22 protein-coding genes and 1 tRNA gene are annotated in these 26,665 nt (G+C 73.6%); 11 read left to right on the forward strand and 12 right to left on the reverse strand.

Annotated features, from left to right (window positions below):
- Positions 1 to 8: 8 nt before the first annotated feature.
- Together JOD48_RS16235 and JOD48_RS16240 are read right to left on the reverse strand one after the other, a co-directional pair.
- On the reverse strand, positions 9 to 4,118 hold the full coding sequence (locus JOD48_RS16235) for a PDDEXK-like endonuclease domain-containing protein (protein ID WP_307824202.1): 4,110 nt from the start codon (positions 4,116 to 4,118) through the stop codon (positions 9 to 11).
- A 371-nt stretch (positions 4,119 to 4,489) separates the two neighbouring features.
- Complete coding sequence (locus tag JOD48_RS16240; protein ID WP_204809796.1) at positions 4,490 to 5,134, reverse strand: vitamin K epoxide reductase family protein; 645 nt, start codon at positions 5,132 to 5,134, stop codon at positions 4,490 to 4,492.
- A gap of 709 nt (positions 5,135 to 5,843) precedes the next feature.
- Between JOD48_RS16240 and JOD48_RS16245 the strand changes: the two genes are divergently transcribed.
- Positions 5,844 to 7,079 carry an alpha/beta hydrolase gene (locus JOD48_RS16245; protein WP_204809797.1) on the forward strand — a complete coding sequence of 412 codons (1,236 nt, stop codon included), beginning with the start codon at positions 5,844 to 5,846 and terminating at the stop codon, positions 7,077 to 7,079.
- Positions 7,080 to 7,114: 35 nt separating this feature from the next.
- On the opposite strand, the gene JOD48_RS16250 is transcribed toward JOD48_RS16245, so the two are convergent.
- From JOD48_RS16250 to JOD48_RS16275, 6 genes are all read right to left on the reverse strand, one after another.
- Positions 7,115 to 7,190: transfer RNA gene (locus tag JOD48_RS16250), tRNA-Arg, on the reverse strand.
- A gap of 46 nt (positions 7,191 to 7,236) precedes the next feature.
- Entirely contained in the window at positions 7,237 to 8,307 is a 1,071-nt protein-coding gene (locus tag JOD48_RS16255; RefSeq protein WP_204809798.1) for a glycoside hydrolase family 6 protein, read from the reverse strand.
- 206 nt (positions 8,308 to 8,513) lie between these two features.
- Positions 8,514 to 9,713: an ABC transporter permease gene (locus JOD48_RS16260; protein ID WP_307824203.1), complete on the reverse strand. Its 1,200-nt coding sequence runs from the start codon at positions 9,711 to 9,713 to the stop codon at positions 8,514 to 8,516.
- Positions 9,707 to 10,549: an ABC transporter ATP-binding protein gene (locus JOD48_RS16265; protein ID WP_372440766.1), complete on the reverse strand. Its 843-nt coding sequence runs from the start codon at positions 10,547 to 10,549 to the stop codon at positions 9,707 to 9,709. The genes JOD48_RS16260 and JOD48_RS16265 overlap by 7 nt, the downstream gene beginning before the upstream one ends.
- Positions 10,546 to 11,652: a peptidoglycan-binding protein gene (locus JOD48_RS20245; RefSeq protein WP_204809799.1), complete on the reverse strand. Its 1,107-nt coding sequence runs from the start codon at positions 11,650 to 11,652 to the stop codon at positions 10,546 to 10,548. Before JOD48_RS20245 ends, JOD48_RS16265 begins: the two co-directional genes overlap by 4 nt.
- On the reverse strand, positions 11,649 to 12,263 hold the full coding sequence (locus JOD48_RS16275; protein ID WP_204809800.1) for a hypothetical protein: 615 nt from the start codon (positions 12,261 to 12,263) through the stop codon (positions 11,649 to 11,651). The genes JOD48_RS20245 and JOD48_RS16275 overlap by 4 nt, the downstream gene beginning before the upstream one ends.
- Before the next feature lie 113 nt (positions 12,264 to 12,376).
- Between JOD48_RS16275 and JOD48_RS16280 the strand changes: the two genes are divergently transcribed.
- Both JOD48_RS16280 and JOD48_RS16285 read left to right on the forward strand, forming a co-directional pair.
- Positions 12,377 to 13,033 (forward strand): response regulator transcription factor, encoded by a 657-nt coding sequence (locus JOD48_RS16280; protein ID WP_204809801.1) that lies wholly within the window; start codon positions 12,377 to 12,379, stop codon positions 13,031 to 13,033.
- A complete protein-coding gene (locus tag JOD48_RS16285) occupies positions 13,030 to 14,400 on the forward strand; it encodes a sensor histidine kinase (RefSeq protein ID WP_204809802.1) in 1,371 nt (456 codons plus the stop codon). The genes JOD48_RS16280 and JOD48_RS16285 overlap by 4 nt, the downstream gene beginning before the upstream one ends.
- Here JOD48_RS16285 and JOD48_RS16290 read toward each other — a convergent pair.
- The 3 genes from JOD48_RS16290 to JOD48_RS16300 all read right to left on the reverse strand — a co-directional run bounded on the left by JOD48_RS16290 (position 14,333) and on the right by JOD48_RS16300 (position 17,328).
- A complete protein-coding gene (locus tag JOD48_RS16290) occupies positions 14,333 to 15,811 on the reverse strand; it encodes an ATP-binding protein (protein ID WP_239527457.1) in 1,479 nt (492 codons plus the stop codon). The two genes, JOD48_RS16285 and JOD48_RS16290, sit on opposite strands and share 68 nt — an antisense overlap.
- A 108-nt stretch (positions 15,812 to 15,919) precedes the next feature.
- Entirely contained in the window at positions 15,920 to 16,519 is a 600-nt protein-coding gene (locus JOD48_RS16295) for a dihydrofolate reductase (protein WP_204809803.1), read from the reverse strand.
- The gene (locus JOD48_RS16300) at positions 16,516 to 17,328 is read right to left on the reverse strand and encodes a thymidylate synthase (RefSeq protein ID WP_204809804.1); all 813 of its coding nucleotides are present in this window, start codon (positions 17,326 to 17,328) and stop codon (positions 16,516 to 16,518) included. The genes JOD48_RS16295 and JOD48_RS16300 overlap by 4 nt, the downstream gene beginning before the upstream one ends.
- 108 nt (positions 17,329 to 17,436) lie before the next feature.
- On the opposite strand from JOD48_RS16300, the gene JOD48_RS16305 reads away from it, so the two are divergent.
- The 3 genes from JOD48_RS16305 to JOD48_RS16315 all read left to right on the forward strand — a co-directional run bounded on the left by JOD48_RS16305 (position 17,437) and on the right by JOD48_RS16315 (position 19,563).
- On the forward strand, positions 17,437 to 17,913 hold the full coding sequence (locus JOD48_RS16305; protein WP_191791066.1) for an OsmC family protein: 477 nt from the start codon (positions 17,437 to 17,439) through the stop codon (positions 17,911 to 17,913).
- A 64-nt stretch (positions 17,914 to 17,977) separates the two neighbouring features.
- Positions 17,978 to 19,000, forward strand: coding sequence for a hypothetical protein (locus JOD48_RS16310; RefSeq protein ID WP_191791067.1), 1,023 nt, complete (start codon positions 17,978 to 17,980; stop codon positions 18,998 to 19,000).
- A complete protein-coding gene (locus JOD48_RS16315) occupies positions 18,997 to 19,563 on the forward strand; it encodes an SRPBCC family protein (RefSeq protein ID WP_204809805.1) in 567 nt (188 codons plus the stop codon). Before JOD48_RS16310 ends, JOD48_RS16315 begins: the two co-directional genes overlap by 4 nt.
- Before the next feature lie 141 nt (positions 19,564 to 19,704).
- Here JOD48_RS16315 and JOD48_RS16320 read toward each other — a convergent pair whose 3' ends face one another.
- Positions 19,705 to 20,625 carry a PadR family transcriptional regulator gene (locus JOD48_RS16320; protein WP_204809806.1) on the reverse strand — a complete coding sequence of 307 codons (921 nt, stop codon included), beginning with the start codon at positions 20,623 to 20,625 and terminating at the stop codon, positions 19,705 to 19,707.
- Between the two features lie 389 nt (positions 20,626 to 21,014).
- Between JOD48_RS16320 and JOD48_RS16325 the strand changes: the two genes are divergently transcribed.
- From JOD48_RS16325 to JOD48_RS16345, 5 genes are all read left to right on the forward strand, one after another.
- On the forward strand, positions 21,015 to 21,965 hold the full coding sequence (locus JOD48_RS16325) for a dimethylarginine dimethylaminohydrolase family protein (RefSeq protein ID WP_204809807.1): 951 nt from the start codon (positions 21,015 to 21,017) through the stop codon (positions 21,963 to 21,965).
- Positions 21,962 to 23,224: an ornithine--oxo-acid transaminase gene (rocD, locus tag JOD48_RS16330; protein ID WP_204809808.1), complete on the forward strand. Its 1,263-nt coding sequence runs from the start codon at positions 21,962 to 21,964 to the stop codon at positions 23,222 to 23,224. Before JOD48_RS16325 ends, rocD begins: the two co-directional genes overlap by 4 nt.
- Positions 23,225 to 23,234: 10 nt before the next feature.
- Positions 23,235 to 24,500 (forward strand): aspartate aminotransferase type Ic, encoded by a 1,266-nt coding sequence (locus tag JOD48_RS16335; RefSeq protein WP_307824204.1) that lies wholly within the window; start codon positions 23,235 to 23,237, stop codon positions 24,498 to 24,500.
- 181 nt (positions 24,501 to 24,681) lie between these two features.
- Positions 24,682 to 25,749, forward strand: coding sequence for an ATP-binding cassette domain-containing protein (locus JOD48_RS16340; protein WP_204809809.1), 1,068 nt, complete (start codon positions 24,682 to 24,684; stop codon positions 25,747 to 25,749).
- Positions 25,749 to 26,591 (forward strand): ABC transporter permease, encoded by an 843-nt coding sequence (locus tag JOD48_RS16345; protein WP_191791074.1) that lies wholly within the window; start codon positions 25,749 to 25,751, stop codon positions 26,589 to 26,591. The genes JOD48_RS16340 and JOD48_RS16345 overlap by 1 nt, the downstream gene beginning before the upstream one ends.
- Positions 26,592 to 26,665: the final 74 nt, after the last annotated feature.

A 26,665-nucleotide genomic window follows, 5' to 3' on the forward strand; every position in this document is an offset into this window, starting at 1 on the left:
CCGACCCGTCAGTCCGTCCCGAACTCGTCGTCCGCGACCGTCGGCACGACGACGATGCGGTCGCGCCCACCCGTCTGCGCGATCCCGCCGATCTCCGGCAGCCGCGCGTCGCGCACCGCCTGGACGACCCGGCGGATACGCTCGGCCTCCTTCGCGGGGTCGAGGAACGCCGCAGCGGACCACACCTGCGCGACGACCCAGCCCGTACGCTCGAGACGCTCGGCGAGCTGGCGGTCGCGCACCCGCACGCTGCGTTCGGCGACGTAGGCGTCGTCGTCGGTCAGGACCGCGACCAGCAGCTCGCCCGGGATGTCGGGGTGACCGACGACCAGCGGGATCCGGTCGCCGCCGACCACGCCGTAGTCCGTCTCGACCACGAGCCCCGCACGCCACAGGCGCTCCGCGAGGTCGATCACGAGCCGGTCGGGGTTGCCGCCCACGTCCACGCCGTTGCCGAGCGTGACCTGGTCGGCGCGGCCGCTGCGCTGCTCGGCGAGGTCGAGGACCTCCGCGAGGAGCTTGGCCCCGCGCCCGCGCAGACGCTCGGGGTCGAGGTCGGACGCCGTGAAGCACGTGACGACGTGCAGGCGCCGACGGGTCGAGCCCAGGGTGTCGAGGAGCATGGCGTCGCCGCCCGGTGCGTTGAGCACGCCGAAGCGGTGCAGCACGCGACCGTGCGGGGTCCGCCCGTACCCGATGGACAGGACGATCGCGTCCCGGGTGAGCCCCGCGACGCCCGAGACCTCGGCGACCACGACGGGCTCGGCGCGAGCGCCCGAGAAGAACACGGCCAGGGCCGGGTTCTGCCGGACCTCGCCGAGGAGCGCGTCACGGATCCGGTCGGCGTGCACCGAGCTCACCGTGACGATCGCGAGCGACTCCTCGGGTCGGGTCATGGCGTGCTCGATCGCGATCTCGACGACGCGGTCGACCTCGGCCTGCGTGCTCTCGACCGCCCCGGACGCCGGGTCCGGCATGCCGGCACCGTCGACCAGGTCGAGGTGGACGAGCGGCTCGGCCCGGGGCAGCGGGCTCGGGCGCAGGACGCCCTCGTAGCCGTGCGCGGCGAGGAAGGCCGTGAGGTAGGGGTCGCGGCGGGTCCCGCCCGCGGACAGGGCGACGGTCGGCAGGATCTCCGCGAGCTCGCCCACGGTCGTGCCCGAGGCGGCCCGCGGGTCGCCGAACACGACGACCTGACGACCGCGCGCGAGCGAGGACAGGACCAGCTCGACCGGGATGTGCTGCGCGGCGTCGAGGATGACGAGGTCGACGGTGCGCGTCGGGGTGAACAGGTGCGGCACCAGGGTCGGGGACGCGACGACGCACGGCCGCAGGCGCCGCAGCACCTCGGGGTAGCGCTCGTGGGCGTCGCGCAGGCTCGTCATCCGGCCTTCGAGGAGCTCGGTGAACAGCGCCTCGGCCTCGGCCCGGTGGTCGCGCATCGCGGCGCCGAGGTGCTCGCGCACCGCGAGCCGGACCGGAGCGGACAGTGCGGCGACGTGCGTGCGGTCGAGGTCGCGGAACCGGCGTGCCAGCGCTTCGAGGCCCGCGCCGTCCTGGCCCGCGAGCGCCGGGTCCTGCGCGAGGATCTGCTCGAACACCGAGCTCCACCAGGCGAGGTCGAGCTCGGGTCCCACGAGCTCGGGCTCGACGCGGCGGGCCGAGAGGTCGTCGAGCAGGTCGCCGAGGCCCTCGTCGCGCAGGGTCCGCAGCGCGGAGGTCCGCGCGGGCAGGTTGTCGAGGGCCTCCTGGTCCTCGCCGAGGCTCGCGAGGCGCACGGCCAGCTCGCTGATGGGCAGGTCGAGCAGGTCGGACCCGACGGGGGTCGTGGCGAGGACGGGGTCGAGGTACTCGAGGTCGATCCGGACGGCTTCGTACGTGTCCTCGATCGCGGCGAGCCCCTCGGGGAGGGTCGGCCACCCGCCGCGCGGGCACTGCGCCTGCCAGACCGCGCGCTGCGCCTGGACCTGGATGAGCGCGGCGTGCAGGTCGGGGACGCGGACGCCTGGGCGGAGCATGTCCTTGGCCTGCCGGCGCAGGCGTCGGCGAAGCCCCCAGCCCATGTCGATGCCGTTCTCCGCGCGCCACTCGCGCGTGCCCGTCGCCTCGACGAGGTCGGTCGCGGTGCGCTCGAAGATCATGGGTTGGAACGCGTCGAGCGTCCCGCGCATCCCGCCGAGCATGCGGAGCTGGTCGCCCCACTGCCGGACGGTCGTGGCGGTGGTCAGCCCCGTCGTCGTCGCGACGGAGGCCACCTGCTCGCGGAGCTGGGGCAGCGTCTGCCCCGACAGCCGCTGGACCCGCAGCAGGGCGTCCTGCGCGTTCTCGGCGCTCGTGATGTCCGCGCCGAACCAGGGCGTCGACGTCGAGCGGAGCGTGAAGGCCCCGACCTCGGCGGCGCGCACGAGGCGGGCCGAGAGCTCGGCCCGGCGCTCGGCGCCGATGCGGACCGTGACCTCGGGGCCCAGGCGGACGGTCGTGCCGGGGGCGGGGCGCTGCGCGGTGAGCCGGGCGAGGGCCTGCAGTGCCGCGTAGGCGGACACGCCCCAGGGCTCGCGGACCAGGTGCAGGGACTCGATGTAGCCCGAGAGCTGTGCGCGCGCACCCAGCAGTCCGTCGCGGACGCGCGCGACGGCGTCGGTGTCGACCGTCTCCCCCTCGGCGGCCATGGCCCCCAGGAGGCGCTGCGAGGCCGTGGTCCGCCACGTGGGTTCGGGGGCGATGTCGAGCAGCAGCCCGTCGAGGCCGAGCGCGGCGAGCCGGGTCGAGAGGGTCTCCGCGGAGCGTCGGTGGCCCGGGACGTAGAGGATGCTGCGGCCGCTCGCCGCGGCCTCGGCGACGACGGCTGCGATGGTTCCTGCGGTGTCGGCCCCGGGGGGCGCGTCGACGAACAGGTGGCTGCCGGTCGCGAGCGCGTCGATGACGTGCCGCTGCGCGGGGTCGAGGTCGCCCACGCCCCGCTCCTGGGTCGGGTCGGCGTCGCCGACGCGCGGGGCCGGGAGCTCGCGCGCGAGCGCGGTCGCGGCCTCCTCGGAGCCGGCGAGGGCCGCGACGACCTCGTGCCGTTCGAGGCCCGACGCCAGCTCGTCGAGGTCGTCGACGAGGACCTGGCCGGGGTGGACGAAGGTCCCGACGAGGACGCGCTGCGCGAGCTCGAAGTCCCCCAGCACGGCCTTGCCCACGGCGGTGATGCGGGCCAGCGCGTCGGAGGGGTCGAAGCCTGCGGGCGTGAACGCGCTGCGCGCGAGGGTCACGGGGTCGATCAGGCCGCCGTGGGCGCGCAGCGTGCGGGCCAGGACGGGGTTGATCTCGACGGTCGGCTCGAGCGTGAGGTCGTAGTCGGTCTCGCTGTCGCCGCGCGGGGTGAGCGTGAGGGGGCGCAGGAGGACGGGGGCGCGCACGGTCCGCGGGAGGGTGGGCTCGGCGTCGGGTCCTTCGGCGCCGTCGCGCGCGGGCCCTTCCCCCTGCCCGACGGCGCCGCTCCCCGTGGGCGGGGTGGTCGCGGTCTGCGCCGGGTCGGCCGGGTCCTCGGCGGCGGGTCCTGCGGGCAGGCCCGTCGCGCCGTCGATGGTCCGGCTGTACGTGGTGCCCGCGACGTGCGCGAGGGCGGCGACGTCGTCGGTCGCGAGGCGCGAGGGTTCGCCCTCGGTCCAGGTCGTGACGCCGATCGCGAGGTAGGTGGGCGCGACGCCGTACCGCTGGGCGTGCTCCTGCGAACGGACGACGACCGCGCGCGCCCGGCGTCGGGCGGCAGGCAACGACGCGCCCTCGCGGAACAGGTTGGACAGACGGGTCGGGCGCCCGGCGAAGAGCTGCGCCACCCCCGAGGGGTGGGCTGCCGTGAGGTCGACGACCGCGTCGCCCAGCAGGCCGATGTCGGCGAGCGACGACCCGCCCGCGAGCTCGACGAGCGAGGCCCGCCACGACCGGACGGCGTCCTCGACGAGCTCGGCCGTGGTCGGCGCCTCGACGAGGGTGGGCCTCGCGAGCGTGGTGGGGCCGTCGACGTCCGGGGCCGCACCGCGGGCGGCACGCTCGTGCGCGTCCTGGTCGGTGAGCGGCCGGGCGGGATCGGCCACGGTCTCGCGGGCTGATGGGTTGCGGGCGGCTGCGTTCACTCTCGCACGCTAACCGCCCGGTCGGCAGGATCGGGGACCGGCACGCCGTGGGCGGTGACTTCTGGTCGGTCACGGGGCCGAGGGCCGCGGACCGGGAGCTCTGAGGGGGGACGGCGCCTGCTACCTCGCGTGCGTCGTCGCACGGGGGGAGGGCCGGGAAGAGTATGAGGACGGTGCGCACCGCGCAGGGGGCAGGCGATACGCACCGTCAGAGATGATTCTGCAAGGTCTTCGCGCATTCGTCAAATGTGAGGACGACCACGGTGACGCAGAGATGGACAAGCGTCCAGTTAGATGCGGCGGATTGTTCCTGGACGACCGAGCGGCGCCGTCGGGCCGAGGACCTCCCCCGGCCCGACCGCTCGCGGTGCTCAGCCGAAGAGCTTGGACCCGTGCTTGAGCAGGACGCCCGCGATCATCAGGACGACCCACGTCGCCGTCAGGAACACGTCCGCGTCCGAGCGGACGAAGGACAGCGCACGCTCCTGCGCCCTGGCCGGCAGGTACAGGTTGCCCTCGATGATGTTCCAGTGCAGCAGCGTCATGAAGACGAGCGTCGTCGAGAGCGTGACCAGCAGGCACCAGGGGCACAGCGCGCCGATCACGAACATCGACTGGTAGAAGAGCCAGTAGGCGAAGATCAGGCCCAGCGCGTACACGACCTGTGCGGAGAACATGAACCAGCGCGGGAACCGCACCCCTCCCAGGCTCGCGACCGCGATCGTGATCACCACGGGCTCCGCGATCAGCCCCAGGAACGCGTTGGGGAAGCCGAACAGCGACGACTGCCACGCGACCCCGACGGCACCGCAGGACAGGACCTCGTTGACGTTGCACGAGAGCTCGGCCGCGGGGTTCGCTGCGAGCAGGACCGCGTCGTAGGACAGGACGAACGAGGCGGTCAGGCTGATCAGCGCGGAGACCAGCATGGTGCCGAACACCCACTGCCTGCTGTGCCGGAACCCCTCGATGCCCGGCGGGTCGGTCCTACGGTCGTCGTGCAGAACGTCGCTCATGCGTGATGCCCTTCCGGCGATGGCCCCCGGCCATCCCCGGAAGCCCCTCCAGCCTAGAGGGGGCCGCCGCGCTGAACCCGCTGGTGGGGCGTCTCGCGGACGGGTCGCGATCAGCAGATGGACGAAGGTTTGTCGAAGGCCGAGAGCGGACGTGCGGTCCGACCGAGCGGGTCTTTGTCATCGGCCCCGTAAATGTGCATGGAGAACGGCTCATCAATGCGCGCGGCGACAGCCAGAAATAGCACCCGGGGAACCGCGAGGCCGATGCACGGCGCCGTGGACATCGATTCCGGAAAGGTGCGACGAATCGTCTGCCCGCGATCGTGGAGGATCCGTCGCCCCAGCCACGCCTCACCCTGGCGACCTTGGTGACACGTCGGCCCGGGCACGCCCCCAGGTCGGGGACATGAGGTCCGGTGATCGTTGCCCGTCCCGCCGGGGCTGCTCGGGGAATCGCCCACAAAAGTGGGCGCTGCCGAAAACTCGCACCCGGTCCGAGCCGTCCCGGATCTCCTACCGATCCGGCACCCGCCAGGAATTCGGTTCGCCTTTCAACTACTTTGAGCCGGTGCGGCGCGAGCCGCATTCGCCCGCCGCGCTGAAACCAGGCCGCCGCTGCGACCGGACGGCCCGGCGCGCACCTCCGTGCGCGCCGGTGTAGACCGGGAACCAGGGGTGCGCCGCACCCACCGGCAGCGAAGGAGCCGCCATGCCCATCGGGTACCTCGTGCCCGTCCTGCTCGTCGCCTGCTGCACGACGGCGTCGCTCACCCCCGCCCGCCGACCTCCTCGGCTGGGACGCCTCGCCTTCCGGATGAGCGTCCTCGTCAACGAGCAGCCGTTCGCCCTGCTCCTCGCCCTCGGTGCGATCACGGCGGTCGCGGTCGCCGACGGCGACCTCGGGGCGCCGGGAGGACGCGTCACGCTCGTCCTGGCCGTGCTGACGGCGCTCGGCCTGCTCCTGGTCGCCCGACGCGGCCTGCGGGCGGCACCCGTGCTCGACCACGCCCTGGTCGACGACCTCCACGTGGGGCCGGGCACGGTCACGAACCGCCGCCTGCCCTGGACGCAGATCCTCCTGGCGCCGTTCGCGGTGCGCCGGCGCGACGTCGAGCGGCTGGCCGACCTCGCCTATGGCGAGGAAGTCGAGGGTGGGGTCGGCGGGGGCAGCGACGTCGGGGACGGCGGGGAGCCAGGTCGCCGGGAGCGCCGGCTCGACGTCTACCGCCCCCGGTCGCGTCCGGCCGACGGCCCGACTCTCGTCTACTTCCACGGCGGCGGCTACGTGAGCGGACGCAAGGAGCTCGAGGCCCGCGCGATGCTGTCGCGGCTCGCGAGCCGCGGGTGGGTGTGCGTGAGCGCGAACTACGGCCTGCGCCCGACGACGAACTTCCCCGGGCACCTGATCGACGCCAAGCGAGTGCTCGCCTGGGTCCGGGCCCACGGCGCCGAGCACGGGGCCGACACCTCCCGCGTCCTCGTCGCGGGCAGCTCCGCGGGCGCGCACCTCGCGTCCCTCGCGGCCCTCACTCCCCGCGACCCTCGGTTCCAGCCCGGCTTCGAGGATGCCGACACCACCGTGGTCGGGGCCGTGTGCCTCTACGGCTACTTCGGCGAGTACTACGGCAGCGGCCGCGACCCGGGTGTCGAGTCGGCGCCGGGCGACTACCTGCGACCCGACGCGCCCCCGTTCCTCGTGGTGCACGGCGACCAGGACACCCTGGTCCCCGTCGAGGGGGCGCGGCACTTCGTCGCGGGACTGCGCGGAACCTCGACGAGCCCGGTCGTGTACGCCGAGCTACCCGGGGCGCAGCACGGGTTCGACCTGTTCCACTCGATGCGGTTCGACGCGGTCGTCACGGCGGTCGAGGAGTTCGCGGAGCAGGTGGTGGCGGCGCGGGACCGGGCGCCCGAGGTGCCGGTCGAGCGGCACGAGGAGCGGTGAGACGGGCGATCCCGACCTGATGCCGCGGGGTGTGGTGGTGCGCCTGGCCAGATTCGAACTGGCGACACCCGCTTTAGGAGAGCGGTGCTCTATCCCCTGAGCTACAGGCGCGTGGGCGCGAACACGGCGGATCGGGCCCGGTGGGACGCCCGACAGCCTAGCGTCCCGGCCCGGCAGTGTCCCAACCCGCGCGCTCCACGAGCCCGATCGCGTACTCGGGCCAGAACGTGCCGGCGGCCGGGTCGCCGCGGTCGCACTCGCCGTCGGACTCGCCGGGGACCTTGATCCAGAGGTACGCGTCGAGGGCGCTGCCGTCGTCGACCGCACCGGGCTTCTCTCCGAGCGCCCGACCTGCGGGGTTGCACCAGTCGAGCGGCCCGTCGCCCAGGGGCCCGAGCCCGTTGCGCGACGTGTCGACGACGTAGTGCGTCCCGAGGAGCGCGGCGAGCCGGTCGGCGTAGGCGCGCTCGTCGGCCGTGGTGCGGTAGTTGGAGACGTTGGTCGCGAAGCCGCGGGCGTCGTCGATCCCGGCCTGCCGCAGCCGGTCGGCCATGGTCGGTGCGTCGACCCACGCCGAGTTCCCGGCGTCGAGGTACACGCTCGCGCCCGCGTCCGCGAGCGCGGCGGTGGCCTGGCGCAGGAGCCCGGCGCGGTCGCCCTGCTCAGGGCACGCACCGAGGTCGGGCAGGGCGTCGGGTTCGAGCACGACGGCGGTGCGTGTGCCGCGCAGCCCGTCGGCGACCGCCTGGACGAACGCCGGGTACTCCTCGGGGGTCAGGCCGCCCGCGGAGAAGGACCCGCAGTCGCGGGCCGGGATCGCGTAGAGCGTGACGATGCCGGTGCGTCCGGCCTGGTTGGCGGCGGTCGCGTAGTCGCGCACGAGGGTCTCGGCCTCCGCCGGCGCGAACCAGTCCCCGACCCACAGGGACGCGCCCGCCTCGCTGATGACGTCGAGCGCCGCGGCGGCGTCGGGGTCGCTCGTCCGGAGCGCCTCGGCGGCGCGCACGGACTGCATGTCCGGGTGGGCGTAGGGCGCGCCTGCCAGGAAGGGGTTCGCGTCGGCGCCGACGGGCTCGACGGGGTCCGCCGGGGGGGCCTCGACCGCGGTGGCCTCGGGCTGCGTCTCGGCGGGCTCGGACACCCCGGGAGAGCACGCCCCGAGCCCGACGGCGAGGATCGCCGCCCCGAGCGTGGTCGCGGTCAGGTGCCGGTCGGCTCGCGCGCGCATGTGTCCCCTGTCGTGGTGCGGAGCGCGGCATGCCGGGCGAGGCAGGCCGCGGTCGGTGGGGTCGACCCTGCTCCTTCGGGTGCCACCGGCTGCAGGCACGCTACGTCGTCGGGGGCGACGCTGCGCCGTCGTCCCACCGTGGTGCCCGGTCGTCAGAACGAGCGTGAGCCCTGGCTCACGCTCGTTCTGACGACCCGCCGGGCGGGTCAGACCGCCGTGAGCGCCTCCGTGGGGGACATCCGTGCTGCCCTGACCGCGGGGTAGAGGCCCGCGACCGCGCCGATCCCGAGCGTCGCGACGAGCCCGCCCACCACGACCACGGGCGGGACGGAGACCGGCCACTCCTGGGACGTGGCGTACCCGGCCGTGATACCGATCCCGATCAGGACCCCGGCGGCCCCGCCCATGAGCGAGAGCACCAGCGACTCCACGAGGAACTGCCCGCGGATCTGACCCCGGGTCGCGCCGAGCGAGCGGCGCAGGCCGATCTCGGCGCGTCGTTCGAGGACCGAGATGACCATGGTGTTCGCGACCCCGATCCCGCCCACGAGCAGCGCGACCGCCCCGAGCCCGACGAGCAGTCCCGTGAACGCCTCGTCGGTGGCCTGCTGGGCCGCGAGCGCGTCGGACGGGCGTGAGACGTCGACCTCGTTGGGCGCCTGCGGGTTGGCCGTGGCGCCGAGGACACCGCGGACCTGCTCGACGGCGTCCTCGCGGGTGCGCGTGTAGATCATGGTCGGCAGCTCGTCCCAGTCCAGGTAGGTCACCGCGGCCTCGCGACCCACGAGCGCACCCAGGTCCATCTCCGCGGCGAGCGGCACGGGGTCGAGGATGCCCACGACCGTGAACCACTCGCCGCCGATCCACACCTTGACGGCCGGGTCCGGCGTCGTGATCCCCAGGCGCTTCGCGGTCGTGTGCCCCAGGACGACGGCCGGGTACCGCGCCGTCGCCTCCGAGAGCCAGGCGCCGTCCGCGACCGTGCCACCGACGGACTCGAGCAGGTCGAGGTCCGCCGCGTAGACGCCGATACCTCCCGACTCCCCCGTCGGGACCAGGTCCGAGCGGTACGCCTTGGCGTCGAGCTGGGCTACCGACGTCGCGTTCTCGACCGGGGCGATCCGCCGCACCATCTCGACGGACTCGGGCGGCAGGGTCGCGGCCTCCCCGAACAGGTCGGTCCCGGGCGCGACGCGCAGGAGGTTCGTCCCGAGGGCCGTGAGCGTCCGGTCGAGCTCTGCCCTCGACGAGCTCGAGATCCCGACGACCGCGACCATCGCCGCGATGCCGATCGCGATGCCCAGGGCCGAGAGCACGGCCCGCAGCGGGCGGGTGCGCAGCCCGGTCGCGCCGACGCGCAGGACGTCGGGCGGGCCGAGGCGCGCGGGGCGCAGCGTGGTCAGCACGGTGCCTCCTCGTCGGTCGCCGTCGCCGGGACGTTCGCGAGGACGGTTCCCGCACCGCTCGGGGGCAGGGTGCCGTCCGCGACGATCTCGCCGTCGCGCATCGCGACCTGCCGGGGCAGGGAGGCTGCGAGCTCGCGGTCGTGCGTGATGATGACGACCGTCGTCCCGGCCGCGTTGAGACCCTGCAGCACGCCCATGACGCCGGCCCCGGCGGCCGTGTCGAGCGCGCCCGTGGGTTCGTCGGCGAGCAGCAGGGGCGGGTCCCCGACGACGGCGCGCGCGATCGCGACGCGCTGCTTCTCGCCGCCCGACAGCTCGTGCGGGCGGTGCGTCGACCGGTGTCCGAGCCCCACGCGCTCGAGCGCCTCGGCGGCCCGACGGCGTCGCTCGCGTCGCCCGACGCCCCGGTACAGCAGCCCGTCGGCGACGTTGTCGAGGGCCGAGACCCCGACCGCCAGGTGGAACTGCTGGAAGACGAACCCGATGCGGCTCGCGCGCAGCGCGGACACCTCGCGGTCGTCGAGGTCCTCGACGAGGAAGTCGTCGATCAGGACCCGGCCCGAGGTGGGCCGGTCGAGCGTCCCGATGACGTTGAGCATGGTCGACTTCCCCGAGCCCGACGGCCCCACGATCGCGAGCAGCTCGCCGCGGTGGACGTCCAGGTGGACGTCGCGCAGCGCGGCGACCCCGCCCGGGAAGACCCGGGAGACCTCGTGCAGGGTCACGACGGGCCCGCCGCCCGCGCCGGGGTCGGTGCCCGGCGAGCCCGCGCCCGTGGCGGTGCCCCAGGTCTGCGGGTGGGCGACGGCGTCGCGCGCCACGGCGAGCGCGCTCACGACGGCATCCCGACGACGTCGCCCTCGACCACGTCGCCCGTGATCTCGACGCTCCCGTCGGCGAACATCCCGGTCTCCACGGCCACGATCCGGCTCGTGCCGTCCTCGACGACCTCGACCCCGTACCCGCCCTCGGCGAGCGCGAGGAGCGCCGCGACGGGCACGGTGAGGACGTCGGGGCGCTCGGCCGCGACGAACGTGACCTTGACCGAGCCGGGGTCGGCGTCGGTCCCGTCGGGGAGCGTCACGGTCACGGGGACCGTGGTCTTGTCGGAGGCGCCGGGCATGCCGCTCTCGTCCTCGACGACCTCGGGACTCCCGACGGCGGAGACCACCGCTTCCGTCGTCGCACCTCCCGGCAGCTCGACCGTCACGGTGCCGCCCTCGACGGCCCGGTCGCGGTCGCTGATGTCGAGGTCGACCGAGATCGCCCGGTCGACACCCGTCGTCGTGAGGATCTCCGCGGCAGCGGCGTCCCCGACGCGCACCTTCAGGGCGTCGACCCGCACCGGTCCCTCGGCCACGAGGACGTCGGACGGACCGACCGTGCCCGTCTTCTCGACGCCGCGGTCCTTCTGCCACTTCGTGACCGCCTGGGCGGTCGAGCCCGTGAACTTCGTGTCCACGGTGAAGCCCGTGTAGCCGAGGGCCTTGAGGTTCTCCTCGAGCTGGCGCACGTCCTCGCCCTCGGCGCCCGTGCCCAGCTCGCGGTACACGGGCAGCGTGCCGAGCAGGAGCACGGTCGGGCGTTCGTCGACCTTGAAGAGCACTCCCCCACGGTCGACGACGTCGCCCACGCCCGGCAGCCACGTCACCGTCCCCCCACCGTCGGCTCCGCCGGCCCCCTGGTACCCGCGAGCGACGGCCTCGCCGTGGCCGAGCGTGCCCTTGACCGTCGAGCGCTGCACGAGGGTCTGCCGGGTCACGGTCGCGGTCTCCTCGGGACCGGTCGCGGCGGGTGCCGGGACGTCCCCGCGGCCGAACCCCGTCAGTGCCAGCACGATGCCCGCGCCGATCACCACGGTGCCCACGATCCCACCGACCACCAGCCCGCGGCGGCGCTTCGGAGCGGGCGCCCCGGGCACCGCGCTCCGGCGGCTCACTCGCCACCTCCGGGCACGCTCTCGAAGACACCGAGCCCGGCGGACCCAGGCTCGTTGCACGCTTCGAGCGCGGCCTCGAAGGCCGCGATGTCGTCACCCACCTCGCCGGCCGCGGTCATCCCGCCGTTCGGGTCCGGGTCGGGCATGTCCATGCCGTGCTCGCGCATGCACTTGGCGAACTCACGCTGGGCCTCGAGGTCCTCGGGGGTCATCTTCAGGGGCTCCCCGCCGTTCGGCATGAACTCCCTGCAGGCGTCGAAGGCCGCGTCCATCTCGTCCATGCTGCCCGCCTCGGCGGTGCCCGACGTGACCGACAGCCCCCCGTCGGTGTCCGGGTCGGGCATGTCGATGCCGTTGTCGCGCATGCAGCTCGCGAACTGTCGTGCCATGTCGTCGCGCTCGGCGTCGGTCATGTCCTCGAACGACTTCTTGTCCTCCGCCTGGCCGGTCTCGCCCTTCCCGCCGCCGGCGCTCGCGACGTCCGGGGCGTCGTCGGGCGCGCAGGCCGAGAGCGTGACCGTGAGCAGGGCGACGACGAAGGCCGCGGCGGCCGAGCGACGGCGCGCCACGGGGCGGGCCGTCCCACCAGGGCGGGTCTGGGAGCTGTTCATGATGATCCTCACGTCGGGAACGGGTTCAGGAGCAGTCCACCCGACTCCCTGTGAGGCCCTCGTGAGCCGCGACCTCACAGAGATCTCACAGTGCTCACCGTCATGCTCCTGGTGTGCGAGTACTGGTGGTGGAGGACGAGGAGCTCATCGCGCAGGCCGTCGCGACGGGCCTGCGACGCCTCGCGATGGCGGTCGACGTCGCGCTCGACGGGCACGAGGCCCTGGCCCGGATCGACGCGAACGCGTACGACGTCGTCGTGCTCGACCGGGACCTGCCGGGCGTCCACGGCGACGACGTGTGCCGGGCGATCGTGGCCTCGGACGGGGACTCGCGCGTCCTCATGCTCACGGCGTCGGGCGGCGTGCTGGACAGGGTGACCGGGCTCGACCTCGGCGCCGACGACTACCTCGTCAAGCCGTTCGCGTTTGCCGAGCTGAGCGCCCGCGTCCGCGCCCTGGGACGCCGCGCCCGGCCGGCCGCCCCACCCGTGCTCGAACGCTCGGGACTGCGCCTCGACACGAGCCGGCACGAGGTCTACCGCGAGGGCACGTTCGTGCACCTGTCGCGCAAGGAGTTCGGCGTCCTCGAGGAGCTGCTGCGCGCCGACGGACGGCCGGTGTCGGCCGAGCACCTCCTCGAGAAGGTGTGGGACGAGAACATCGACCCCTTCACGGGCGTCGTGCGCTTCACCATCAAGCAGCTGCGCCGCAAGCTCGGGGAGGCGTCGCTCGTCGAGACCGTCACGGGCGTCGGGTACCGGGTCCCGTGAGGCTCCCCCGCCTCGCGCTTCGCCCGACCCTGCGGGCCCGGCTCACGGCCGTCTACGCCGTGGCGTTCGTCGTCGCGGGTGCCGTGCTCATCGCGGTCCTGTACGTCCTGCTCGCGACGGCGATCGACCGGCAGCCCGTCGACTCGGTCGGCCTCGCGGTGGGCGCGGTCGAGGCGTCCGACCTCGGTACGTACTCGACCCTCGACCCGTCGCTGACTGCCGAGCTGACCGCGGGGCAGACCTTCCCGCTGCACGCCGCGGAGACGGTCGACCCCGCGATGCCCCTCACGTCCGCGGCCGACCCGTTCGCGGACCTGCGCCGGGTCGTCGAGCTCAACAACCAGGAGGCCCGCGACGCCACGCTGCGCAACGTGCTCACGTGGTCGATCCTCGCGCTGCTCGGGATCGGGGTCCTCGCGGTCGGCTTCGGGTGGGTCATGTCGTCGCGCGCGCTCGCCCCGCTGCACCGGATCACGGCCACGGCCCGCCGCGTCGCGGACGACAACCTGCACGAGCGCATCGCGCACACGGGCCCCGACGACGAGCTCAAGGACCTCGCGGACACGTTCGACCAGATGCTCGAACGCCTCGACCGGGCGTTCGACGGCCAGCGACGGTTCGTCTCGAACGCGTCGCACGAGCTGCGCACCCCGCTGACGATCACCCGTACCGTCCTCGAGGTCGCGCTCGACGACCCCGGCACGCACGACGACGCGCGCCACCTGGGGACGACGCTGCTCGCCGTGAACGCACGCCAGGAGCGCCTCATCGAAGGCCTCCTGACGCTCGCCGCCGTGGACCAGGCGCCGCTCGTCCCCGAGCCCGTCGACCTCGCCGAGGTCGCCGCCCAGGCCCTCGCGACCGCCGGGACCGCGGCCCGGGACGGCGGCGTCGACCTGCACCTCGACGCCGAGACGACCCCGACGCAGGGCGACGCGGTCCTGCTCGAACGCCTCGTCCAGAACCTCGTCGACAACGCCGTGCGCTACAACGAGCCGGGCGGCCGCGTGGCCGTCGCGACGCGCCCCGGACCGGCCGGCTCGGTCGAGGTCGCGGTGTCCAACACGGGCCCCGTCGTGCCGTCCTACGAGGTCGAAGCACTGTTCGAGCCGTTCCGGCGGCTCGGCCGCGACGGCGCCGTGGCCGACCGCCGCGGGGGCTACGTGCGCGGCGGCGTCGGGCTGGGGCTGTCGATCGTCCGCTCGGTCGCGGCCGCCCACGGCGGCCAGGTCACGGCCGAGCCGCGCGAGGGTGGCGGCCTCACGGTGGTCGCACGCCTGCCGGGCACGCGGGGACCCGTCAGCCCGGCATCGGCACCGGCACGTCCGAGCCGCCCTCGACCGTTCGCCGCGCTCCCATCTGGATGATCGCCGGGGCGGGCACGAACCCTCCCGCGACGAGCGCCTCGCCCTGCCGGAAGAAGGGCGTGGCCGCGAGGAGCTCGGGCGGCGCGAAGCCGAAGACGGCCTCGAGCTCAGCCAGGTCGGCGGGCGAGCTCATGCGCATGACGATCACGTTGTCGCACTGCGAGAGCACGTTGGGGTGGATCTTGGAGGGCCGCTGGGTCGAGAGCAGCAGCCACAGCCCGAACTTGCGCCCCTCGGCCGCGATCTGGATCACGCGCTCGGTCGTGAGGCGCTGGAGCTGGGTCGCGGGCTCGGCCGAGACCACGTTGTGCGCCTCGTCGATCACGACGAGGCGCGGCTTGCGCTCGGCCCGGCCCGCCCACAGGTCGTCGAGCAGCGCGAGCGAGACCGCGAGCTGCTCCTCGTGCGTGTGCAGGCTGCCGAGGTCGACCACCACCGCGCGCGGCCCCTCGTCGAGCACCTCGCTGACCGACTGCCCGACGCCCGCCCACACGTCCCAGTCCAGGATCCCCAGGTTCTCGACCCGCTGGGCGAGGCGCAGCGCGTCGGGCTCCCCCGTCGCGCGCAGGGCCGAGGGGATCGAGTGGGGGTTGAGCATGCCCTCGGCCGCGATGCTCCGGTGACCTGCCGCGGCCGCGCCGACCGCGCCCGCGAGGTCCCCCGGCCCCTCGGCGCTCTCGAGCATCCGCAGGAACGTGTTGTACTCGCCGCGGTCGGTCAGCGGGTCGAGCTGCAGGACGGCGGCCTGGCTCGCGGCCTCCATGGCGGTCAGCCGGGCGGTCACGGGGTGGTGGTCGCCGTCGTTGCGCAGGACGCGCACGTCGAGCTCGCCAAGACGCGCGGCGTCGTCGGGCGACGCGGACTCGAGCAGCTCGCCGATCCGCACGAAGTCGGAGTTCGGGTCGAGTATGACCATGGGCAGGTCGGTGTCGATGAGGAGCTGTTCGAGGAGCACCCCGAGCGCGTACGTCTTGCCCGACCCCGACTGCCCGCACAGGAACGTGTGCCGGTTGAAGCGGTGCGGCTGGAGCAGGGCGTCGACGTTCCCGCGGCTGTGGTGCAGCTCGCCGATGCGCAGGGTCGCGCGCTCGCGCGCCTGGAGCGCCTCGAGCACCCCGGCGCCGGCAGGCGCGAGGTCGTGCGACGTGAACGGGTCGCCCCCGGACCCGGCCACCGTGCCGTCCGGGCGCAGCTCCCCGAGGACCCGCCCGTGCCCGACGGCGTCACCCGCCTTGGTCGCACGCGTCAGGACCTGCCCCATCACCAGGGCGTCGCCGGGGTGCTCGGCCGCCTCCGGGAACGTGACGCCGATCGTCACGAAGTCCCCCGGCCCGATGCTCGACTCCCTCGGCAGGCGGTACGTGAACCGGCGTCCGTCGAAGGACTCGGCGAGCGTGGTCTCGGTCGTCATGCGGGGCCTCCGGGGTCGCAGGTCGCGGTGCACGACAAGGATCGACCCGCACGCCCGGAAGCGCACCCGCAGACGAGGACGCGGCCGGGTTGGTCCGGCCCTGCCCGGCTAGGGCCGTCGCTCGTACGTGCGGAACCGGAACCTGACGCCGTCGGCCGAGGCCTGCCATCCGTCCCCGTCCGTGCCGGGATCGCCCGCCGCGCCGCCCGCGAGCGCCCAGTCACCGTCCGGACCGGCCCCGAGCGCGGGCGCGAAGGCGTCGCCGTCCACCACGAGGTCGATCTCCGTGACCACGCAGCGGTCCGCGAGGGGCAGGGTCGCGGCGTAGATCTGCGCGCCGCCCATGACCCAGACCTGTCCCGAGCCCGACTCCTCGGCGGCGGCCGACGCGCGCGCCAGCCCCTCCTCGACGGACGGGGCGACCACGACGCCGGTGCCGGTTCCGCCCGGGGGGGCGGCGCCGTCGGGCACCCAGCCCTCCTGGCGCGTGACGACCACGTTGAGCCGTCCCGGCAAGGGACGGAAGCGCGGCGGGAGCGAGTCCCACGTGACGCGACCCATGACCACCGGGTGACCCGTGGTGACGCGGCGGAAGTGCGCCAGGTCCTCGGGCAGGTGCCACGGCATCCCGCCGCGGGCACCGATCACGGGACGGCCCGCGGCGTCGCGCGCCTGGGCCCAGACCAGCCCGAGCGCCGGACGGCTCACACCGCCACCGGGGCCTTGATCGTCGGGTGGTGCTGGTAGCCCACGACCTCGACGTCCTCGTACGTGTAGTCGAACAACGAGTCGCGCGGAGCCAGGCGCAGCGTCGGGGCCGGATAGGCCTCACGGCTGAGCTGCTCGCGCACCTGCTCGACGTGGTTGTCGTAGATGTGGCAGTCGCCGCCCGTCCACACGAAGTCGCCGACCTCGAGCCCTGACTGCGCCGCGACCATGTGCGTGAGCAGCGCGTAGGAGGCGATGTTGAACGGGACGCCCAGGAACAGGTCCGCGCTGCGCTGGTAGAGCTGGCACGAGAGCCTGCCGTCGGCGACGTAGAACTGGAAGAACGCATGGCAGGCCGGCAGGGCCATCTTGTCGAGCTCGCCCACGTTCCACGCCGAGACGATCATGCGGCGCGAGTCCGGGTTGGTGCGCAGGGTCTCGAGGACCTGGCTGACCTGGTCGACGTGCTGGCCGTCGGGCGTGGGCCACGAGCGCCACTGGACGCCGTAGACGGGGCCGAGCTCGCCGTCCTCGTCGGCCCACTCGTCCCAGATCTTCACGCCGTTCTCCTGGAGCCAGCGCACGTTCGAGTCGCCGCGCAGGAACCACAGCAGCTCGTAGACGATCGACTTCAGGTGCACGCGCTTGGTCGTCACGAGCGGGAAGCCCTGCGACAGGTCGAAGCGCATCTGGTGGCCGAAGACGCTGCGCGTCCCCGTCCCCGTGCGGTCCGACTTGTGCGTCCCGGTCTCCAGGACGAGCCGGAGGAGGTCCTCGTAGGGCGTGGGAATCGGCTGCTGCTCAGGCATGTTGCGAGTGTAGGCAACCCGATCACCGCAGCGCGCTCCGGACCACCGGGCGTCCTGCGGTCCGAGCACCCGGATCGGCACGGCCCCGAGGATGGGAAGATCAGCAGCATGACGAACCCCACAGCCGCCGAAGAGATCCCCGCGTCGTCCCCGTCACCGACGGACGCCCTGTGGGTCGAGCGCACCGGCACCCGCACCTACACCGGCTTCTCGGCGCGCGGCGCGAGCGTGTCGATCGGCCCCGCGAGCGCGGGCGCGGTCTTCACCCCGGGCGAGCTCCTCAAGATCGCGCTGGCCGCGTGTGCGGGCATGAGCAGCGACGCTCCCTTCGCCCGCCGCCTCGGTGACGACTACGAGGTGACGATCCGCGTCGACGGCGCCAAGGACATGGCCGAGGACCGCTACACGGCCATCACGGAGCACTTCGAGATCGACCTGACGGGCCTCGAGGACGACGCGCGCGAGCGTCTCCTCAAGGTCGCGGACCGCGCGATCGAGACCACGTGCACCGTGGGGCGAACGGTCAAGAACGGTGCGACAGTGGAGCACACCTTCGGCCCGGTCGTGGGTGCGGTCGGCGAGTGATCGCCGCCTGACCCCGCGGCCACGGGTCGTGGGGTCACCAGGAGCCACAGGAGGGAGTCGTCCGATGGGTCGCAAGAAGAAGGACACCGACGCCCAGATGGCCGTCTGGGGAACGTCGGACAGCGTACGACCCGTGCCGCAGCCGCACACGCGCCTGACGGCCGTCCAGGACGTCCCCGAGGGGGCGCCGACCGACGACTGGGGAGACCTGCGCGGCACGCCCCTGCTCGACGCCGCCCTGGACAAGGCGGTCACCATCCCGTCGTCGGCCATCCATGCGCACGTCGACGGCCTGCGCCGCCGCAACCCGCACGCGACCCCCGCGCAGATCATCGGCATCCTCGAGCGCGAGTACCTCATGGTCATCGGGACGGCCGGCGGCGCGGTGGGGGCGGCCGCGGCCTTCCCGGCCGTCGGCACGGGCGTGGGCATCGCGCTGACCGCGAGCGACGTCGCGACGTACTTCGGGTCCTCGGCGGCGTTCTCGCTCGCGGTCGCGGACGTGTACGGCTTCGAGGTCGACGACGCCGCGCGCCGCCGCGCCCTCCTCCTCGCGTCGGTCCTCGGGGACAAGGGGTCGCAGCAGGTCGAGAAGGCTGTGGGCGGGTCCGCCATGGCCTGGGGCAAGGTCCTCATGACGAGCATGCCGTCGAGCACGATCAAGCAGGTCAACAAGGCCCTGACGAACAAGTTCCTGCGCACGCAGATGGTCAAGCACGGCGGCCTCGCGATCGGGCGGCTCGTGCCGTTCGGCGTGGGTGCGGTCGTGGGGGTCGCGGGATCGCGGGCCCTCGGCAAGACCGTGATCAGCCAGACGAGGCGGGCCTTCGGTCCGCCGCCCCTGGGGTTCCGGCCCGTGCTGGAGGTCGTCGAGGTGCCTGACGGCTCCGCTCCCCCGCTGCTCGTCCCCGCACCTGCCGACCGGCTCGGCGTCGTCGACGCCCCGGTGCCGGGTGCGGGACCGGGAGTGGTCGACGAGGCCGCCGAGCGAGCCGCCGCACGACGGGCCGGTGGCAGGACCGGGGCGGACGGCCCGCCACGGGGCATCCGGTCGGTGCGGTGGCGCCGCCCCAAGAAGTCCTCGTGACACCTGGGGACCAGGCGGAGGTTCGCACGCCCGGACGGGTCGAGCTCACGCACGTGCTCCCGATCAGCGCCGAGCGCGCGTTCGCGCTCGTCGCGGACGTACGGACGCACCCGCGGTGGGTGCCGCTCAGCCGCGGTGTGTTCCACGGGGCCGGTGGCTCACCGGTGCCTGCGACGACCTGGCGGCCCGGGGTCGGGGCTGAGTTCACGATGGTCTCGGGACCGTTCGCCCCGCAGGGTGCGCCGGGCTTCCCCGACCGGATGCGGATCACGCGGTGGGAGCCGCCAGGGGCCGAGGGACAGGCAGGTCGCGCGACCTACCTGAAGCTCGGGCCGGCGCTGCTCGGGGAGGCGGGGATCGTCGTCGTGCCCCTCGCCGGCCATCACCTGCCCGCCGCGTCGCCGCACGAGCCGGTCGCCCGGTGCGCCGTGACCTGGTGGGAGGACGTGTACCTCGCCGGCCCGCTGCCCAAGGCCGTGACGGCCCCGTTCGCCGCGCGCGTGCTGGACCTCATGATCCGGCTGTCGCTGCGCCGTCTGGACCGGATCGTGGCCCGGGGCTGAGGCTGAGGCCGAGCCCCTCCACGGTGCCGGTGCCGGTGCCGGTGCCGGTGCCCAGCATGCGGTTGGCGTCGGCCGAACATGCGGTTGGCGTCGAAATCCGACTGGATTCCGACGCCAACCGCATGTTCGGCACCGTGGGGGTCAGGCCTCCGGGGTCGGGGACTCCGGGGTCGGCGGCGTCTCGGCCGCCGGTGCCTGCGGCTCGGGCGTCTCGGCCGGGCCCGCGAGGATCAGGTAGAGCTCGCGGCGCGTGCGCTCGAGGAGCGCCACGGCCTGGGCCGTCTGCTCGTCCGAACCGGACCGCGCGACCTGCCGGAGCGCCTCGGCGACCTGCTGGAGCGCGCCGCGGAGCTGACGGGCCGGGCGGACGCCGCCGTCGGCGGCATCCTGCCACGGCGTGCCGAGCTCGTCGGCGTGCTCGGTGACGTAGGTGCGACCGTCGTCGGTGAGGCTCGCGAGCTTGCGCCCGCCCTCGGCCGTGATGGTCACGAGGCCCTCGTCCTCGAGCAGGCTCAGCGCCGGGTAGATCGCCCCGGGGCTCGGCCGCCACGCACCCGAGGTGCGCTCGCCGATCTCCTGGATGACCTGGTAGCCGTGCATGGGCTGCTCAGCGAGGAGGAGCAGGACAGCGGCACGGATGTCGCCGCGTCCGGCACGACCGCCCGGTCCACGACCGCCGGGGCCACGGTGTCCGCGACCGCGCGGGCCGCCACCGGGGCCGCCTCCCGGACCGCCGCGGTGCCCGCGGGGGCCGCGGCCCTCGAAGCGGTCGTCGAACCGCTCGTCGTGGCCGTGGTGACCTGGGTGGTCGTGATGACCGTCGTGGTGCCCGTCGGGACGACCGGAACCGTCGGGACGACCGGTGCCGTCAGGACGACCGCCTCGACGACCGCGCGGGCCGCCGGGGAAGTCGCCCCCGACGTCGGGTCCGAAGCCCTCGGGCCGGGGGAAGTCGTCGCGTCGGCGACGGGGTCGGCCCTCGGAGGGGTCGAAGGTGCCTGCGCGGCCGGAGCGGTCGCGGGGCGGGCGGGAAGCATCTGGGTGCTGGTGGGGGGTACGCATGGGGTGTCTCCTGACGAGTCCGTGTGTGTCTGTGGGTGCCCCTCCGCAGGGGCGTGCCGAGCGATGGCTCGGGGGCGGGTGCGGGCGGGTTCTCGTCGGTGTCTCCGACGGGCCCTCGGCCTGGCATCCGGGTCCTCGACGCCGTGCGGTCTGTCCGCACTCTCCGCGTCGATGAGTTAAAGATATATCGTTGACGTATCGATAGTCAACCCCGGATCTCGATCAGGTTGCGGAGCCCGCGCGAGATACCGTCCAGGTCGTACAGTGACGGGAAGGCCCGGCGGCGCTCGCACCCCGGGACCGGCAGTCGCTCAGCAGTCACCGTGCAACGACGCACACCCCGCACCGTCGCACGTCCCACGCCCGCACCGGACCAGACAGAGGCGCAGATGACGACCAGCACCCCGGGACCCACGCAGGTCCCCCGGCACTACCTGATGTGCCGCCCCACGTACTTCACGGTCAGCTACGAGATCAACCCGTGGATGGACCGCGCGCTGCCGGTCGACACCGCGCTCGCCGTCTCCCAGTGGGAGCGCCTGCGCGACGTCTTCCTCGACCTCGGGCACCGCGTCGAGCAGATCGACCCCGAGCCCGGCCTGCCCGACATGGTCTACGCGGCCAACGGCGCGACCGTCGTCGACGGCCTCGTCTACTCGGCGCTGTTCCGCCACCCCGAGCGCGCCCCCGAGGGGCCGGCCTACCTCAAGTGGTTCGCCGACCGCGGGTACGTGACCCACTCGGCCGACCACGTCAACGAGGGCGAGGGCGACCTCCTCGTCGCGGGCGACGTCGTCCTGGCCGGTACGGGGTTCCGCACCGAGCGCAGCGCGCACCAGGAGGCCGCGAGCCTCTGGGACCGCGAGGTCGTCACGCTCGAGCTCGTCGACCCGCGCTTCTACCACCTCGACACCGCGCTCGTCGTCCTGCGCGGCAGCGAGGGCGCTCCACGCGTCGCGCCGGGCGGTACGCCGCCGCCGTTCCTCGCGCCCCAGCCCGACGGCGCCGCTCACCCCGCCGACCCACCGCGCCCCGGTGCGCCCCGCCCCGCAGCCGACGTGACCGTGGACCTCGCGTACTACCCGCCGGCCTTCTCGCCCGCGTCCCAGGAGCTCCTGGCCGAGCGGTTCCCCGACGCGCACCACGCGACCGAGGCCGACGCGCTGGTGCTCGGGCTCAACGCCGTGAGCGACGGTCTCCACGTGGTCCACACCCCCGCCGCGACCCACTTCGCCGGAGCGCTCTCGGAGCGCGGCTACGAGACGATCGCCGTGGACACCTCCGAGCTCCTGCGCGGCGGCGGCGGCGCCAAGTGCTGCACGCTGGAGATCCGCTCATGAGCACGGTCCAGCCGATCGACGTGGAGGCCTCGTCCCGCGCGACCGACCACCTCGCGCACAACTACCACCCGTTGCCCGTGACGATCGCGACGGGCGAGGGCGCCTGGGTCACCGACGTCGACGGTCGGCGCTACCTCGACCTGCTCGCCGGGTACTCGGCGCTGAACTTCGGGCACCGCCACCCCGCGCTGATCGAGGCGGCGACCGAGCAGCTCGGACGCGTGACCCTGACCTCGCGTGCTTTCGACCACGACCTGCTGCACCCGTTCGCGGACCGTCTGACGCGACTCGTCGGTCCGCTGGTCAAGGGCGGCGGCCCGGGCGCGACCCCGATGATGGTCCCCATGAACACCGGCGCCGAGGCCGTCGAGACCGCGATCAAGATCGCCCGCAAGTGGGGCTACGAGGTCAAGGGCGTGCCGGCCGGGCGGGCGAGCATCGTCGTCGGGCACGGGAACTTCCACGGGCGCACCACGACGATCGTGTCATTCTCCGACGACCCCGACGCGCGGGACGGCTACGACCCGTTCACGCCCGGGTTCCGCCTCGTGCCCTACGGCGACGCGCAAGCCGTGGCCGACGCGATCGACGAGACCACCGTGGCCGTCCTCATGGAGCCGATCCAGGGAGAGTCCGGCGTCGTCGTGCCCCCGGACGACTACTGGCCGACCCTGCGCCGCGTGTGCGACGAGCGTGGCGTCCTGCTGATCGCGGACGAGATCCAGTCCGGGCTCGGCCGGACCGGGACCACGCTCGCGTGCGAGCTCTGGGACGTGAAACCGGACCTCGTGACGCTCGGCAAGGCGCTCGGCGGGGGCGTCGTGCCCGTGTCGGCGGTCGTCGGCAGCAGCGACGTCCTGGGCGTCCTGACACCCGGGACCCACGGGTCGACGTTCGGCGGCAACCCGCTCGCGTGCGCGGTGGGCCTCGCGGTCGTCGGCCTCCTCGAGACGGGCGAGCACCAGGCGCGCGCCCGCGACCTGGGGGCGCACCTGCACGTTCGGCTCGCGAGCCTGGTCGACGACGGGCTGCTGACCGGTGTCCGAGGCGTCGGGCTGTGGGCGGGGATCGACCTCGACCCGGCCCGTGGGACGGGCCGGGACCTGTGCGAAGCACTGCTCGCGCGGGGCGTCCTGGCCAAGGACACGCACGGCTCGACCATCCGCCTCGCACCCCCGCTCGTGATCGACCGTCCAGACCTCGACCTCGGGATGGCCGCTCTGCGTGACGCACTGACGCAGCTCGCCGCAGATCGGTAGAGTCCGGAGGGTGACCACTCCTGCCTCTGACACCTCCACCCGCCTCGCCGAGTGGCAGCAGGCCTACACCGACCTGCAGTCCCTCGGCCTGAAGCTCGACCTGACGCGCGGCAAGCCCTCCGCCGAGCAGCTCGACCTCTCCGACGCCCTCCTGGCACTGCCGGGCGCAGGAACGGTCACGGACGCCGACGGCACCGACGTGCGCAACTACGGCGGGCTCGACGGCCTGCCGCAGATCCGCCGGATCTTCGCCGAGCTCCTCGACGTGCCCGTCGCCCAGCTCCTCGCGGGCGGCAACGCGAGCCTCACGCTCATGCACGACACGCTCGCGTTCGCGATGCTGTTCGGCCTGCCCGGCTCGCCGCGTCCCTGGTCGCGCGAGGAGAAGGTGCGTTTCGTGTGCCCCGTGCCGGGCTACGACCGCCACTTCGCGCTGTGCGAGGCGTTCGGCATCGAGATGGTCACGGTCCCCATGACGGCCGACGGTCCCGACGCCGAGGCCGTCGCCGCGCTCGTCGCGGACGACCCGAGCATCAAGGGCATGTGGGTCGTGCCGACCTACGCGAACCCGGACGGGTCCGTGGTCTCGCGCGAGGTCGCCGAGCGCCTCGTCTCGATGCCCGCCGCAGCCCCCGACTTCCGCATCATGTGGGACAACGCCTACGCGGTGCACCACCTCACGGACGTCGAGACCGAGTCCGCGCCCGCCCTGGCCCTGGCCGCCGAGGCCGGGAACCCGGACCGCGTGCTGCTCTACGCCTCGACCTCCAAGATCACGTTCCCCGGAGCGGGCGTCGCGTTCATGGGCGCCTCCCCGGCCAACATCACCTGGTACAAGAAGCACCTCGCGGCCCAGTCGATCGGCCCGGACAAGATCAACCAGCTCCGCCACGCCCAGTTCTTCGGCGACGCCGAGGGCGTGCGCGCCCACATGCGCAAGCACCGGGACGTGATCGCGCCCAAGTTCGAGGCCGTCGACACGATCCTGCGCGAGCGCCTGGGGACGAGCTCCGGCGCGTCCTGGACCGCGCCGCTCGGCGGCTACTTCGTGTCGCTCGACGTCGTGCCCGGGACCGCGGCGCGCGTCGTCCAGCTCGCCAAGAAGGCGGGGATCGCCCTGACCCCCGCGGGCGCGACCTTCCCGTACGGCAAGGACCCCCACGACGCCAACATCCGCCTCGCCCCGACCCTGCCCCCGCTCGACGAGGTCCGGGTCGCGATCGACGGCGTGGCGACGTGCGTGCTGCTCGCAGCGGCTGAGAAGGCTGCGGCCTGACGCTCGTCTGACACGTCCTCACCGCATGGCTCCCGACGGGCGGCCCCGGACCCCTGGTCCGCGGCCGCCCGTCGTCGCATGATGGAGGTCTCGCCCGGCCGCCCACGGCACCGATGAGTTCCCACGCCCCGAGCGGTCGAACACTGGACAGACCCGTGCACCACCCACCGAGGGAGCACGCATGACCAGCGCACCAGATCTCGCGATCGAGGCCCGCGGCCTCGTCAAGCACTTCAAGGAGACCCGGGCCGTCGACGGGATCGACCTCGCCGTCCCGACCGGCACCGTCTACGGCGTCCTGGGCCCCAACGGCGCGGGCAAGACCACGGCCGTCCGCATGCTGACGACCCTCCTGCGTCCCGACGCGGGCACGGCCCACGTCCTGGGCCACGACGTCCTCGCCCAGCCCGACGCCGTCCGCTCGCTCGTCGGGCTCACCGGCCAGTACGCCTCGGTCGACGAGGACCTCACGGGCGCGGAGAACCTCGTCGTCATCGCGCGCCTGTACGGCTTCACGACGCTCGCCGCGAAGCGCCGGGCCCTGGACCTCATGGAGGCCTTCGGCATCGCCGAGGCGGCGAACCGGCCCGTCAAGACGTACTCGGGCGGCATGCGCCGCCGCATCGACCTCGCCGCGAGCCTCGTCATGAGCCCGCGCGTGCTGTTCCTCGACGAGCCCACGACCGGCCTGGACCCCCGCAGCCGCAACCAGGTGTGGGACATCGTCCGCGTCCTCGTGGCCGACGGCGCCACGGTCCTGCTCACGACCCAGTACCTCGAGGAGGCCGACCAGCTCGCGGACCGGATCGCGGTGATCGACCACGGCAAGGTCATCGCGGAGGGCACCGCGACCGAGCTCAAGCGCTCGGTCGGCGAGGGCTCGGTGACACTGCGCCTGGCCTCGTCGGGCGACCGCGGCCGGGCAGCGGAGATCGTCGAGCGGGTGCTCGGCGCGGAGGTCGCGCTCGCCCAGGACCCGTACGCGTTCTCCGCCCGCGTGCCCGACGACGGCGCGGACCTCGCGGCGCAGCTCCTGCCCGCGCTCGCGGACGCCGGGATCGCGGTGCCCGAGTTCACGCTGGGGCAGCCGAGCCTCGACGAGGTGTTCCTGGCCCTCACGGGGCAGCCCGTCGACGAGGACGACGACGATCGCCCGGGTGCCGAGGGCAACGGCCCGGGCGCCGACGGCAGCCCCCGGGACGGCCTCCGTCACAGCAACGACAGCACCAGCAACGGGGAGGTGGCCTGATGGCCGCGACTCAGACCGAGGTGATCACGACGCCGGAGGCGCAGGTCCTGCGCGCGGCGATCGCGATCGACCAGCACCCGACGCGACCCTCGCCGCTCGCGAACACCCTGACGTTCGCGTGGCGGGCGCTGCTCAAGATCAAGCACGTACCGGAGCAGCTCTTCGACGTCACGCTCACGCCGATCATCTTCACGCTCATGTTCACGTACCTGTTCGGCGGCGCGATCGCCGGTGACCCCGAGACGTACCTGCAGTACCTGCTGCCCGGGATCCTGGTCCAGACCGTCCTGATCATCACGGTCTACACGGGCTTCACGCTCAACACCGACATCACCAAGGGCGTCTTCGACAGATTCCGCTCGTTGCCCATCTGGCGCCCCGCCCCGATCGTCGGGGCGCTCCTGGGCGACACGGTCCGCTACACGATCGCCTCGGCGATCACGGTCGGGCTGGGGCTGGCGATCGGTTTCCGGCCCGACGGCGGTGTGGTCGGCGTCCTGCTGGCCGTGGCCCTGCTGCTGGTGTTCGCGTTCGCGATCAGCTGGATCTTCACGATCCTCGGCCTCGTCATGCGGACGCCCAACGCCGTCATGGGCGTCTCGATGCTCGTCCTCATGCCCTTGACGTTCGCGTCGAACATCTTCGTGAACCCCGACACGATGCCCTCGGGGCTCAAGGCCTGGGCGGAGATCAACCCCGTGAGCCACCTGGCCACCGCGGTGCGGGCCCTGATGGCCGGCACGGCGACGTTCGACCAGATCGGCTGGGTGCTCCTGGCCTCGGTCGTGCTCACGGCGATCTTCGCCCCGATCACGATGCACCTGTACCGGACGCGCAACTGACCCAGGAGCCCCGGCGTGCCGGAGCGGGCGCGACCTCGAGGTCACGCCCGCTCGGACGGGTCCTTCGACGACGG

The sequence above is a fragment of the Oerskovia paurometabola genome (assembly GCF_016907365.1).
Taxonomy (GTDB): domain Bacteria; phylum Actinomycetota; class Actinomycetes; order Actinomycetales; family Cellulomonadaceae; genus Oerskovia; species Oerskovia paurometabola.

What these genes read in the sequence shown, in the direction of transcription:
- JOD48_RS16240 (WP_204809796.1), bottom strand. Translation starts at nt 5,134, where the DNA reads ATGAGCGACGTTCTGCACGACGACCGTAGGACCGACCCGCCGGGCATC.
- JOD48_RS16245 (WP_204809797.1), top strand. Translation starts at nt 5,844, where the DNA reads ATGCCCATCGGGTACCTCGTGCCCGTCCTGCTCGTCGCCTGCTGCACG.
- JOD48_RS16255 (WP_204809798.1), bottom strand. Translation starts at nt 8,307, where the DNA reads ATGCGCGCGCGAGCCGACCGGCACCTGACCGCGACCACGCTCGGGGCG.
- JOD48_RS16275 (WP_204809800.1), bottom strand. Translation starts at nt 12,263, where the DNA reads ATGAACAGCTCCCAGACCCGCCCTGGTGGGACGGCCCGCCCCGTGGCG.
- JOD48_RS16290 (WP_239527457.1), bottom strand. Translation starts at nt 15,811, where the DNA reads ATGACGACCGAGACCACGCTCGCCGAGTCCTTCGACGGACGCCGGTTC.
- JOD48_RS16300 (WP_204809804.1), bottom strand. Translation starts at nt 17,328, where the DNA reads ATGCCTGAGCAGCAGCCGATTCCCACGCCCTACGAGGACCTCCTCCGG.
- JOD48_RS16305 (WP_191791066.1), top strand. Translation starts at nt 17,437, where the DNA reads ATGACGAACCCCACAGCCGCCGAAGAGATCCCCGCGTCGTCCCCGTCA.
- JOD48_RS16310 (WP_191791067.1), top strand. Translation starts at nt 17,978, where the DNA reads ATGGGTCGCAAGAAGAAGGACACCGACGCCCAGATGGCCGTCTGGGGA.
- JOD48_RS16320 (WP_204809806.1), bottom strand. Translation starts at nt 20,625, where the DNA reads ATGCGTACCCCCCACCAGCACCCAGATGCTTCCCGCCCGCCCCGCGAC.
- JOD48_RS16325 (WP_204809807.1), top strand. Translation starts at nt 21,015, where the DNA reads ATGACGACCAGCACCCCGGGACCCACGCAGGTCCCCCGGCACTACCTG.
- rocD (WP_204809808.1), top strand. Translation starts at nt 21,962, where the DNA reads ATGAGCACGGTCCAGCCGATCGACGTGGAGGCCTCGTCCCGCGCGACC.
- JOD48_RS16340 (WP_204809809.1), top strand. Translation starts at nt 24,682, where the DNA reads ATGACCAGCGCACCAGATCTCGCGATCGAGGCCCGCGGCCTCGTCAAG.
- JOD48_RS16345 (WP_191791074.1), top strand. Translation starts at nt 25,749, where the DNA reads ATGGCCGCGACTCAGACCGAGGTGATCACGACGCCGGAGGCGCAGGTC.